Source organism: Actinomycetota bacterium (assembly GCA_014360655.1).
GTDB lineage: Bacteria > Actinomycetota > Geothermincolia > Geothermincolales > RBG-13-55-18 > JACIXC01.
The window spans coordinates 191,997-204,165 of record JACIXC010000002.1; the positions used below are offsets into that span (position 1 = coordinate 191,997).

10 protein-coding genes are annotated in these 12,169 nt (G+C 64.7%); all 10 read left to right on the top strand.

Translation table 11 applies throughout. The features are described 5' to 3' along the window. Positions 1–21 precede the first annotated feature (21 nt). The 10 genes from H5T73_02380 (at position 22) to H5T73_02425 (ending at position 12,159) form a co-directional block, all read left to right on the top strand. Complete coding sequence (locus H5T73_02380; protein ID MBC7246614.1) at positions 22–1,332, top strand: nickel-dependent hydrogenase large subunit; 1,311 nt, start codon at positions 22–24, stop codon at positions 1,330–1,332. A gap of 36 nt (positions 1,333–1,368) precedes the next feature. Then, on the top strand, positions 1,369–1,629 hold the full coding sequence (locus H5T73_02385; protein ID MBC7246615.1) for a 4Fe-4S binding protein: 261 nt from the start codon (positions 1,369–1,371) through the stop codon (positions 1,627–1,629). A 580-nt stretch (positions 1,630–2,209) separates the two neighbouring features. Next, on the top strand, positions 2,210–2,563 hold the full coding sequence (locus H5T73_02390) for a roadblock/LC7 domain-containing protein (protein ID MBC7246616.1): 354 nt from the start codon (positions 2,210–2,212) through the stop codon (positions 2,561–2,563). Between the two features lie 83 nt (positions 2,564–2,646). After that, positions 2,647–2,997, top strand: a complete 351-nt coding sequence (locus tag H5T73_02395; protein ID MBC7246617.1) for a roadblock/LC7 domain-containing protein — start codon at positions 2,647–2,649, stop codon at positions 2,995–2,997. Between the two features lie 47 nt (positions 2,998–3,044). After that, positions 3,045–3,443 carry a roadblock/LC7 domain-containing protein gene (locus H5T73_02400; protein ID MBC7246618.1) on the top strand — a complete coding sequence of 133 codons (399 nt, stop codon included), beginning with the start codon at positions 3,045–3,047 and terminating at the stop codon, positions 3,441–3,443. A 235-nt stretch (positions 3,444–3,678) separates the two neighbouring features. After that, the gene (locus H5T73_02405) at positions 3,679–7,428 is read left to right on the top strand and encodes a DUF4388 domain-containing protein (GenBank protein ID MBC7246619.1); all 3,750 of its coding nucleotides are present in this window, start codon (positions 3,679–3,681) and stop codon (positions 7,426–7,428) included. A 15-nt stretch (positions 7,429–7,443) separates the two neighbouring features. Next, the gene (locus H5T73_02410) at positions 7,444–7,977 is read left to right on the top strand and encodes an ATP/GTP-binding protein (GenBank protein MBC7246620.1); all 534 of its coding nucleotides are present in this window, start codon (positions 7,444–7,446) and stop codon (positions 7,975–7,977) included. A 391-nt stretch (positions 7,978–8,368) separates the two neighbouring features. Continuing rightward, on the top strand, positions 8,369–9,292 hold the full coding sequence (gene aroE / locus H5T73_02415) for a shikimate dehydrogenase (protein MBC7246621.1): 924 nt from the start codon (positions 8,369–8,371) through the stop codon (positions 9,290–9,292). Further along, positions 9,279–10,946, top strand: a complete 1,668-nt coding sequence (gene pilB, locus H5T73_02420; protein ID MBC7246622.1) for a type IV-A pilus assembly ATPase PilB — start codon at positions 9,279–9,281, stop codon at positions 10,944–10,946. Before aroE ends, pilB begins: the two co-directional genes overlap by 14 nt. Before the next feature lie 157 nt (positions 10,947–11,103). Continuing rightward, positions 11,104–12,159 (top strand): type IV pilus twitching motility protein PilT, encoded by a 1,056-nt coding sequence (locus tag H5T73_02425; protein ID MBC7246623.1) that lies wholly within the window; start codon positions 11,104–11,106, stop codon positions 12,157–12,159. The last annotated feature ends 10 nt before the right edge of the window (positions 12,160–12,169 follow it).

A 12,169-nucleotide genomic window follows, 5' to 3' on the forward strand; every position in this document is an offset into this window, starting at 1 on the left:
GCATCGAGGTGGTGAGTTCACTTGGCTGAGCTGGTGGTGGATCCCGTCACCAGGATAAACGGGACCGCAACCCTCCGTATAGTGAGCGAGGAGGCGGCCCCGCCCGAGGCGCGTTTCTCGGCCTTCGGTTACCGGGGGTTCGAAAGGATCGTATCCGGCGCACACCTTGAGAACCTCCTGCCCCTGGTCTCCCGCATCTGCGGGTGCGATTCCGTTTTTCACCAGGTGGGCGCGGCCATGGCCGTGGAGAAGGCGCTGGGGGTGGAAACGCCGCCGCGCCTGCGTGCCCTCCGCGAGCTGGCCATGCACGGGCAGCTTTTCGAGCGCCACGCGGTGTCCCTTTCCGTGCACGGGCTGCCCGACCTGCTCTTCCCCTCCTCGGACCCGAGCCTGCGCAACATCGTGAGCATCTACAGGGTGGACGAGGAGGTGGTGCGCAGGCTGCTGGGCATCAAGTCCCTGGGGACCACGGTCCTGAGGGAGGTGGGAGGAAGCGCCGTCCACCCCGTGAATTTCCGACCCGGCGGCGCCGCCCGGGACATCACGGAGGAGGGCAGGGAGAGGTTGCGTTCGCAACTGGAGGAGGCCAGGCCCCTCCTGGTGGAGACGGCCCGCCTCATCAAGTTGCTCCTCAGGAGAAGCGAGGAGCTGGCGAGCAGGATGGGGAACGTGCCCGTCCCCTCCCTCGCCCTGCGCGGCGCGGGGGGGATGACGCTGCTCGGCGGCAACGCGGTGATCGCTTCCCCGGAGGGCGCAGAAAGTACGGTGCTCTCTCACGGGGAGCTCGCGAACAAGCTGCTGGAGGAGAACTCCCCCCACAGTCATGTGAGGCCAGCAAGCCTGGAGGGTCACGGGGAGCTGCGTGTCGGGCCCCTCGCCAGGATAAACGTCAACGGTAGTTATGGGACTCCCTTGGCGGACGAGGAGCTCGCGGAGGTCAGGGCTCAGTGGGGGTTTCCCGTCCATGCCTGCCTGGTGGGACACGCTTTGCGCGTCCTGGAGATGATACATGCCTGGGAGAGGATGCGGGAGCTGCTGGAGGAGCCCCCGCAGGGCGAGATATCCGTGGCGGTGTCGCCGGCGCCCGGCAGGGGGGCCGCCGTGCTGGAGGCGCCCGAGGGCATGATGGTCTACGAGGTGGAGGTGACGGGGGAGGGCCTGGTGAAGGACGTGAGGCTGATCACGCCCCTGCAGTTCAATCTGCGCGTGCTCGAGAGTTCCCTGGCGAAGGTCGCGGGGGAGATGGGGCTCGAGGGAGAGCCGAGGACAACGGATGTACTGCAGATGGTGGTCAGGGCTTATGCCCCGTGTGTCCCCTGCGGCCTGCATTGAAGACGCTGGAGGTAAAGATTGGAAGATGATGAAAGGATAACGGCGCCGCAGGTAAACGCCGGGAGGTGCATAGGCTGCTGGGAATGCCTGGATGCCTGTCCCCAGGTGAAGAACACGGAATATCCGGTCTTCGCCAGGGGCGACGGCGTGCCTGAGGTCGTCAACCCGGACAGCTGCATAGGCTGCCTCAGCTGCCTGGAGGCCTGTCGCGCGGAGGCCCTGACCGTCGCCGGCTTGGGGGCGGGGACCCACTCGTGGGACGAGAGGACGAAGGCCAAGTGCAGGGCCGTCTTCTGACGTAGGGGGGATACTCGTGGGGCGTGTCCATGGGAGCTCGGACGGCACCAATCGAGGGACGGATAACTGATTATGAAGAAGTATCCGGTTGCATACGATATATCATCACGGAGACGGCAAGGCGGCGATCTCGCGACGATGCGCGGTGAAGCGACCCCGTGCCGAGGCGACCGTGGCGTTGATGTGGGTCGGTGAGTTGCAACCGCTCCCCGGTTAAAACACAATCATGTTGAATGACGATGAAGTCGCCGGAGGCGGGTGGGCGGAGGGGAGGGTTCGCCGGTGCGCCCGGTACGGCGGGAGCGGCGGTTCTACCCACCTCGCAAGGCGGAGCACGGCGGCCGCACGCGGCCATCGAGGTGCTGAGAGGAGGGATGAAGGGAGGCAGCTTCAAGAAAAAACCGGAAATGTCGATACTTAACTATTGGACAAACTAATTAACTTTAGTATAATTGAGCAACAATACTAACGGAAATATTGCCCCGCGGCGGCCGATTATGCGCACTGGGGCTGGTTATTCTACGATGCGGAAAGAAGGAGGAGAAAGCCGTTTTCTCCACGGGGCAGGAGGTGGTGCGGTTTGCCCGATCTGAGGAAGGTACTCGAGGAACTCGTGGCCACGGGAACGGTGAGAGCGGCTCTCGTAGTGGGAAGGGACGGTTTCATCATCGAGACGGCGGGAGAGGATGCAACCCACCTGGAGGCCGTGGGCGCCATAGCCCCAAGCTCCCTTGGGGCTGCCGAGGTGATCGGACTGGAGCTGGCCCAGGGACCGATGGCGCAGGCGATGTTCGAATTCGAAAAGGGAGCCATACTGATGAGCGCGGTGGGCAGCGACGCTATCCTGGTTTCCATCCTGCCCGCGGGAGCCAACCTGGGCAAGGCGAGGTACGACATCCGGAAGTTTCTCCCTGCCATAGAGAGCTCTCTCTGAGAGGCACGGGAGACCGGTCGCCGTGACGGGGAGCTATAGCGGCTTATCTGGAGGTTGACTTGGCTTCGGAAAGAATCGAGAAGATGAACACCATCCTGAGGGAGCTCAGGTCGGGCATGCCGGAGATCGAGGCCGCGGTGCTCATCAGCTCGGACGCCATGGCCCTGGCGTCGGACGTTTCGGACGATGCCGACGAGGAGATGATAGGAGCCCTCTCGGCCTCCGTGCTGAGCATGGGAGAGAGGGCGGCCCGCGATCTCAAGCGCGGTGCGCTGGAGCAGGTCTATGTGAAGGGCGACCAGGGCTATCTCCTCCTGGTCCACTGCGGGCCGGACGCCTTGCTGTCGCTCCTGGTGAAGCCGGAGGCGAAACTGGGCGTGGTCTTCATGGAAGCGAAGAGGACGGCGGAAGAGCTGGAGAAGTTGTTCCAATGAGCCGCTAAGGTTACGGAAAACGATCTTACCTGCGGGAGGTTGCATACTTGGCGGAATCGAGGGAGGAAAGACTGCGCAACGCACTCAGCGAGCTGGTCGCGAAGTCCGCGGAGGTGGATGCGGCCGCGGTGGTGAGCATGGATGGTCTGGTCATGGCGTCGGTACTTCCCAACACGCTCGAGGAGGACAGGCTGGGTGCCATGTCGGCCGCCCTCCTGAGCCTGGGGGAGAGGACGTCCGAGGAGCTCGGGCGCGGGGAGCTGGCGCAGGTCTTCGTCGAGGGAAACGCGGGCTACGTATTCCTCATGGCCGCCGGGGAGGACGCGGTGCTCACGGCCCTGGTCCGCAAGGGGAGCAAGCTGGGCCTGGTGCTCTACGACGTCAAGGGAGCGGCGAAGAAGATAGCCGAGATAATCAAGTCGGAATTCCGCATCGAATACGAGTGAAAGAGAGGCGAAAGAGAGGGCACTATCAGGACGGGCGGTGACGGCCTCGGCGGGGCGGAGGGTCAAGACGGGCGCTTGCTTGCGTCTCGCTGCATGGGGGTGGATGATAAACGAGGGGGGTAATAAAAAACGGATTTGCATACGATTAATATGTAATGAGAAAAAGACGAGACGAGAAGAGGATGAGCGTAAACACGACGGTTCTCGTGGCGCTCCTCGAGGAGAAACGGGCGGCATGGCTCTGAAGGGAAGTTTAAAGGATTTCAGCCTCCCGGACCTGTTCCAGTTGCTGAATTTCAGCAAGAAGAACGGGACGCTCAACCTCACGCGGGGACAGGCGAGGGGTTACATATGCTTCCGCAACGGGGAGGTCTTCTTCGCCACCACCAACTGGAAGAGGCAGTCCCTGGGCATGAAGCTGCTCGGAGCCGGCATCATCAACAAGGCGCAGCTGGACGAGGCGCTCGAAATGCAGAAGAAGGAGGCGCGCGGGCAACGGCTGGGGCAGCTTCTCATACGCATGGGTTACATCACCAAGGAGCAGCTCGAGGTCTTCGTGGAGGAGCAGATACAGGACGCCGTTTTCGAGATGCTGCGCTGGACGGACGGCGAGTTCGACTTTCAACCGGGCATGGTCTTCCCCGAGGAAGACATAGGCCTCTCCATAAGCACCGAGGAGCTCATCATGGAGGGCTCCCGGCGCCTGGACGAGTGGAACCGTATCGAGAAGAAGATACCCCACCTGGACGTGGTCTTCCGCATGACCTCCATGCAGGGGAGGGAAGCCGCGCAGATAAGCCTGACGCCCGAGGAGTGGATGGTGCTCACCCACGTGGACGGGGAGAAGACGGTGCGCCAGATAGTGGAGCAGACGGGGATGAGCACCCTGCACGCCTGCAAGATACTCTACGGCCTCATCAGCTCCGGGCTGCTGGAGAACGTCACCCCCGACCTGGAGGAGAAGGAGGCCGACCGGAGGCTGGAGCGGCTGGCGGAGGAGCTGGAGAAGGAGGCGGGAGCTGAGGAGGTCGTCGAGGTACCGGATCTCGAGGAGGCGCTTCTCTCCGGAGGTAGGGAGGAGGGGGCGGCCACGGAGGCGGAGAGCGCCGTGACGGGGGCGCCGGAGCTTGTGGAAGAGCCCGCGGAGAGCGCGGTGGACAGGGAGCTGACGAGAGGCGGCGTACCCCTGCTCGAGGAAGAAGCGGCCCTCACCGGGGCCGGGGAGGCGGAGCCGGAGCTGAGCGAGGCCATCGGGTCGGTGATGGACATGCTGGAGGTGGAGGCCGTTCCCCGGGGGGAGACGGCCGCCCGTGAAGTGGGCGTACCCGGAGTCGCCGAAGCGCGGGAGGCGGCACTCGCGGGGGAACGGGCGCAAGGGGCTGCCGGCGGGGAAGAGGCCGCCGTTCTTCCGGGTATAACGGCGGAGGGCATGGCGGAGGAAGTCCTGGAGGGCGCCGCCACCGGGATGGTGGAGGCGGTGGAGATAGAGCTGGGCGACGAGATGGAGGGCGAGATCCTCATCGAGGAAGCGCCCGTCGCGCCGGAGGTGGAAGTCGTCGAGGAGCTGATGGAAGCGGAAGCGGTCACGGAGGCGGCGGCGGAAGAAGGGGCGGAAGAGGCCGCCGAGGAGGCCGTGAAAGGAGCCGTGCAAGAGGTCGCCGTGGAAGAGGCCGCCGAGGAGGCCGCCGAAGAAGGGCCCGCAACCGTCGGGGAAGCCCCCCTTCCCGGCTCTCTCCAGGTCCTCGAGGAGGAGAAGAGGAAGGAAGAGCAGGTGGTCGAGGAGATGAAGCGGGCCACCCTGGAGGAGACGCTGGAGGCGGAGCGGGTCCTCGAGATCGACACCAAGGAAGCCGAGCTGGAGGAGCTGAAGCGCAAGATAAGCTCCCTCCTTCCCGAGGGCATGGAGTTGGAGGAGCCCGAGGCGGAGGAAAAGGAGGAGAAGGTCCCCGGTACCCCCGCAGTGACCGCCCTCCCCTTCGAGGGGGAGAAGATGACCAGGGAGAGCGCGGAGGCGAGGGCCGCGAAACGGGCTTACCTGGAGAAGAAGTACGGGAAGATCGCCAGGTTGGCCGGCGAGGAGGAGATACCCGAGCTCGAGCCGGAGCAGATACCCGAGGAATGGAAGAGCCACCTCCAGAAGACCATCGGGCCGAGAGCAGAGGAACCGGCTGCAGCGGGCGAGACGCGCGCACCCGCTATCGACCCCGCCAGGATCCTGGAGAGCAGGTTGCGGGCGGGAGAACCGGTCGCCGCGCCGCAAGGGGAGGCAGTATTACGGGAGGAGTCCGAGGCCGAGGAGGCGGGCGTCGCCGTGTCCGGAGAGCCCGGCGCTCCCGAGAAGGCAGGAGATGAGGTAGTGGAGGAAGTCGCGCAGTCCTTTCATGAGTTGAGCGGTGCGGGGGGAGTCGCCGCCGGGCTGCCGTTGGAAGAGCTTGCGGAAGAGCCGCTCCTTCCTGCCGGCGCGCCGCGGCCGGAGGGTGCCGATGCGGACATCCTGGAGAGGGTGATGCTCGAGGACATCCCCGTGGAGGAGAAGGAGGCCGTGGCCGCGGCTCCCATCGAGGAGCGGGAGGAGACGGAGAAAGAGCCGCTCCTTCCTGCCGGCGCGCCGCGGCCGGAGGGTGCCGACGCGGACATCCTGGAGAGGGTTATGCTCGAGGACATCCCCGTTGAAGAGAAACTGGCCATCCTGGAAGGTCATGCCGAGATAGAGGAGCTCATCTCGCTCGTATCGGAACCTGAGGCCTCCTCCACGGAGACCTTCTTCGATATAGGAGAGAAAGAGGAAGCGCCCGCCGCCGCTGCAGGCGGCGAGGTGGAAGACGACCTGCTCAAGGAGATAGAGGAGCTGGAGAGGGAGATACTCGAGGCGCAGGCCACCGCCGCGGCGGGAGCGCCGGGCATCGAGGAGGAACTGGAGGCCCTGGAGAGGGAGCTGCTCGCAGGAGGGGGCGAAACGGGCACCGGCGAGCCTCCCGCCGGGGTCGTAAGGGAGGTGGAGACGCCGCCCGCCGCGGGGGAGACCCTCGAAACCGCGCCTCCGCCGCAGGAAGCCCCCTTCACGGCCATGCCGGAAGCGATGACGCCGCCCGTGGCGGAGACGCCGCCCCCCGCGGTGGCACCGGTGGTGGAGCCGGCGGCGGAAGCTGCCGAGGTCCCTCCCGTCTTGGAGGCGCCGCAGCCCCTCGACCTCCTGGAGAAGCTGGTGGAGACGCCGCCCGCCGCGGGGGAGACCCTCGAAACCGCGCCTCCGCCGCAGGAAGCCCCCTTCACGGCCATGCCGGAAGCGATGACGCCGCCCGTGGCGGAGACGCCGCCCCCCGCGGTGGCACCGGTGGTGGAGCCGGCGGCGGAAGCTGCCGAGGTCCCTCCCGTCTTGGAGGCGCCGCAGCCCCTCGACCTCCTGGAGAAGCTGGTGGAGACGCCGCCCGCCGCGGGGGAGACCCTCGAAACCGCGCCTCCGCCGCAGGAAGCCCCCTTCACGGCCATGCCGGAAGCGATGACGCCGCCCGTGGCGGAGACGCCGCCCCCCGCGGTGGCACCGGTGGTGGAGCCGGCGGCGGAAGCTGCCGAGGTCCCTCCCGTCTTGGAGGCGCCGCAGCCGCTGCTGGAACGGTTGACGGGCCCTGAAGGACCGGCGGCGGGGGCTGTGGCGGAACCTGCACGGGAGGCCCTGGAGGAAGCGGGCCTGGAGGCGCAGCGGGAGACGGCGGCGGCTCCCGGGGAGTACGCCAGGGGAGCGGAGGAGGAATACGAGGAAGGATACGAGCCGGAAGGATACTCCCTGGAGCGGGAGCTCGCTGAGTTGACGGGGGCGGCGGTGCCGCAGCCCACCAAGAAGATAAAGATACCAGTGAAACCGAAAGGAGAAGAGGGCGGGGTGGAGGAAATAGATAGGGGAAAGCCTGTGCCCAAGGTTAAGAGGGACAAGGCGGTGACCAAGAGCATCATCATGCGCATAATCGACGGTATCAAGAGATTGTAAGGGGTGCAGTAAGAAGTGCGGTCCTTTAAGATCGTGGTTACCGGCCCGTTCAGCGCGGGCAAGACCACCTTCATAAAGAGTATAAGCGAGATCGCCATCGTCTCCACCGAGAGGGCCATCTCGGACTCGACGCGCAGGGTCAAGGCGGAGACCACCGTGGCCATGGACTTCGGCCGCATCACCATCTCCAAGGACATCGTGCTCTACCTTTTCGGGACCCCGGGCCAGGAGAGGTTCGATTTCATGTGGCAGATACTCAGCGAGGGCATGCTCGGGTACATCCTCATGCTGGACGCCAGCCGACCGGAGACCTTCGCCGAGGGCAGGCGCATACTGGAGTTCTTCGGCACCCTCTCGGACGCGCCCTACGTGATCGGGGCAACGCGGGTGCCCGAGGGCAACCACTCCCAGGTAATCGAGCAGATCAGGAAGGAACTGAACATAGACGGGGATATCCAGATAATCCCATGCAACGCGTTGGAGAAGGAGGACGTCAAGAAGGTTCTCCTGGGGCTGCTATACGACATCCTCAAGACCCTCGATAAATGACCCCCCGCCGACCGGGGTGACGGTTGGCATAGCATAAGCGTATAGCGCGTGAATTTCATGTAACGGTCGAGGTCGTGGTGGCGCGGGGCGGCGACGGGGATGCGTGCCGGGGATGACGCGCCGTCGCCAACGCCGCCTCCGGATCCTCCACCTCCCACTGGAGAGGCTAACACGTCCGCACTTGAAGGAAGCATGTCCTTGACGGATATTTAATTGTGTGAGGGATGACGCAAGAGGGGGCGGACAGGGGCAGCCATACGGGGGTCAGTGAGCGGCGGACGGAGTGAGCGACGCGGGCCGAGCGGAACCGGCACGCGGAAGGGGAAGGGACCGCTTGCGGTCTGGGAAACGCGACGCCGCCTGTGGCGATGGGGAAGGGATGGAATGTGAGGTGAGAGAGACGGAGCTTTACGGTTGCATGGTGGACGGGGAGACCCAGCTTGTCGGCCTCATCGGCCACGACATCGCGTACACCCTGTCCCCCGCGATACAGAACGCCGCCTTCCGCGCGCGGGGGATGAACTGGATCTACGTACCCCTGCGCGTCCCGCCCGGCGAGGTGGCGGAGGCCCTGAGGGGACTGCGGGCCATGGGTTTCCGGGGGGCAAACGTCACCGTGCCCCACAAGCTGGAAGCCGCGCGTTGCGCGGACGAGCTGATGGGGGACGCGTCGCTGCTTGGGGCGGTGAACACGCTGCTCGTGGAGGGGAGTAGGATCATCGGTTACAACACGGACGTGGAGGGTTTTCGGGCCTTCATGGAGGAGGAGGGGATGGATATACGGGAGCGCTGCGTGGCCGTGATAGGCGCGGGAGGGGCCGCGCGCGCGGTCGCCCTGGCCGCGGCGCGTGAAGGGGCATCCCCCATCATCATATTCAACCGCACGGAGGAAAGGGCACGCGACATGGCGGGCATGTTAAAGAGGGAGTTTCCCTCTACCGAGATATGGGTTGAGAGAACGGGTTGCAATACGGGCGGGCCTTCCTTCCGCGCCGCGCTGGTTGTGAACTGCACGCCGGCGGACGCCGGAGGGGAGTGGCTGTTCGCCCTTCCGCTCGCAGGGTTGGAGGAAGGCGGATGGGCGGTGGATCTCAAGTATGGCGCCCATGGGTCAGCTTTCCTCCGGGAAGCGTCCCTGCGCGGGGCGAGGACCGCCGACGGCGGCGGCATGCTCGTCCGGCAGGCCGCTGCCTCCTTCAGGCTCTGGACGGGAGAGGAGGCTCCCCTGGAGGAGATGCGGGCGGCGTATGCCGCGGCGACGACTGCGAAGGCAGGGGAAAAGAAGGGAAAAACGACCGGAGATGCAGAAGCCTAAGAAGGAAAAACTGGGACAGATCCTCGTAAAGAACCGCATCATCAACGAGGAGCAGCTGCAGAGGGCCCTGGAGAGGCAGAAGGAGACGGGGGAATCCCTGGGCAGGGTACTCATCGACATGAAGATGGTGAGCGAGGGCGCGCTCACCTCCATTCTCGCCCGCCAGATCGGCCTCAGGTACGTGGACCTCGCCAACTACGACGTGGACATCTCCGCTTCGTCGCTGGTGGATGCAGAGGTGGCACGCCGCTACACCCTCATCCCCATCGGTTTTGAGAACGACAAGCTGGTGGTGGCCATGGCCGATCCCACCAACGTCTTCGCCCTCGACGACGTGCGCATCATGACGGGGATGCAGATAGAGCCGGTGGTGGCCACCAAGGAGGATATCGTGGCGGCCATCAACCGCTACTGCCGCACGGAAACGGATATAGACCTCTCCACGGAGGACTTCGCTGAGCGGATGGCGGAGGAAGGCGGCGAGGCGGAGGCCGAGGACGCGCCCATCGTGAAGTACGTGAACCTGCTCATATCCGAGGCGGTGAACGACCGCGCCAGCGACGTGCACATAGAGCCCATGGAGCACGACGTGCGCGTGCGCTTCCGCATAGACGGCGTGCTGCACGAGATCAGGAGAAACCCCAAGCAGATACACCCGGGTGTCGTCGCCCGCATAAAGGTCATGGCGGACATGAACATCGCCGAGAAGAGGCTGCCACAGGACGGCAGGGCCTCGGTGGAGATCCTGGGAAAGCAGATCGACCTGCGCGTGGCCTCCCTTCCCACCATCTACGGGGAGAAGGTGGTACTGCGCGTGCTGGACAAGAGCGCTTCCCTCATGAGCCTGGAGGAACTCGGCTTCAGCGAGGACAGCCTGGAGGTGTACTCGCGCAGCTTCCACAAGCCTTACGGCACCATCATGGTCACCGGGCCCACCGGCAGCGGCAAGACCACCACCCTCTACGCCACCCTCAACGTGCTCAACACCATAAAGAAGAACATCATCACCGTGGAGGACCCGGTGGAGTACCGCCTGCCCCTCATAAACCAGGTGCAGGTGCACTACAAGGCGGGACTGACCTTCGCATCCGCGCTGCGCTCCATACTCCGCTGCGACCCGGACATAGTGATGATCGGAGAGATCAGGGACCCCGAATCGGCACAAATAGCCATAGAGTCGGCTCTCACCGGTCACCTGGTGCTCTCCACCCTGCACACCAACGACGCCCCCAGCGCCCTCACCCGCCTCCTCGAGATGGGCATCGAGCCCTTCCTCATCGCCTCGGCCGTGGACTGCGTGAGCTCCCAGCGCCTGGCGAGGAGGTTGTGCGAGCGCTGCAAGGAGCCCTACGAGCCGGACGAGGAGTACCTGGAAAAAATAGGCTTCAAGTGGGAAGGCGAGAGCGAGCACGTGCTCTTCCGTGCCCGCGGGTGCCCGGCGTGCAACAACACCGGTTTCAAGGGAAGGATAGGCATCTACGAGGTCCTGGAGGTGACTGAGAACATAGAGCACCTGGTGGCCAGGAACGCCCCCCACGTGGAGATAGCGGAGATGGCGCGGTCGGAGGGGATGAGGACCATGCGCGAGGAGGGTTTCATCAAGGTGCGGCAGGGAATAACCTCGTTGGAGGAGGTGTTGCGGGTCATCATGTGACACCTTTACCTCAATCCCGGAGGCGGGAGCGCCGGCCCGGGAGGAGGCCGCTTGAGAATGTCGTCGCGGGTGACCGCGAGGTGATAACGACGAGGCGAAGAAGGGTTATGGGGTTCGGCAGAGGGTACTGCGAGAGGAGGAGATGAGCTTGGCCAAACTGGATATCAACGAGCTTCTGGAGGAGGTGCTGGTAAGGGGAGCCTCCGACCTGCATATCACGGTGGGAGCGCCTCCGGTCATGCGCATCAACGGGGTGCTGGTGCGCCTGGAGGAGTATCCCCGCCTGACGGCCAACGACACCCGGGACATGGTCTACAGCATACTCACCGCCAGGCAGCGGGAACAGCTGGAAAGCAACCTGGAGTACGACCTCTCGTATTCCGTGCCGGGGAGCGCGCGCTTCCGCGTGAACGCGTACTTCCAGCGCAACAGCATCGGAGCGGCTTTCCGCATCATCCCCTATCGCATAAAGACCGTGGAAGAGCTCAACCTGCCCAGCGTGCTCTACGACTTCTGCATGCTGCCGCGCGGGTTCATCCTGGTGACCGGTCCCACGGGGCAGGGGAAATCCACCACGCTGGCGGCGATGATCAACATCATAAACGAGAACCGCAACCTGCACATCATCACCGTCGAAGACCCCATCGAGTTCCTGCACGTGCACAAGAAGTGCATCGTCAACCAGCGCGAGGTCGGCGGCGACACCCACTCCTTCTCCAACGCCCTCAAGTACGTGTTGCGCCAGGACCCGGACGTCATCCTTGTGGGGGAGATGAGGGACTTGGAAACGATTTCCACGGCTCTCACCGCCGCCGAGACAGGGCACCTGGTCTTCGCCACCCTGCACACGCAGGATGCGCCGCAGACCATCGACCGCATCATAGACGTCTTCCCCACCTACCAGCAGCAGCAGGTGCGCATGCAGCTCGCCGCAACCATACAGGCCATCGTCACCCAGCAGCTCCTGCCCACCAAGGACGGGCAGTCTCGTATCCCGGCCGTGGAGGTGATGGTGGCCACATCCGCCATACGCAACCTCATCCGCGAGGCGAAGGCGCACCAGATCTACTCCGCCATGCAGGCTGGAGGGCAGTACAAGATGCAGACCATGGACATGTCCATCGCCGCCCTCTACAAGCGCGGCATCATCTCGTACGAGGTCGCCATGTCCCGCTGCAACAACCGTGACGAGATGGAGAGGCTGATAGGTTGACGGTTTGAGC

What these genes read in the sequence shown, in the direction of transcription:
- H5T73_02395 (MBC7246617.1), top strand. Translation starts at nt 2,647, where the DNA reads ATGAACACCATCCTGAGGGAGCTCAGGTCGGGCATGCCGGAGATCGAG.
- H5T73_02405 (MBC7246619.1), top strand. Translation starts at nt 3,679, where the DNA reads ATGGCTCTGAAGGGAAGTTTAAAGGATTTCAGCCTCCCGGACCTGTTC.
- pilB (MBC7246622.1), top strand. Translation starts at nt 9,279, where the DNA reads ATGCAGAAGCCTAAGAAGGAAAAACTGGGACAGATCCTCGTAAAGAAC.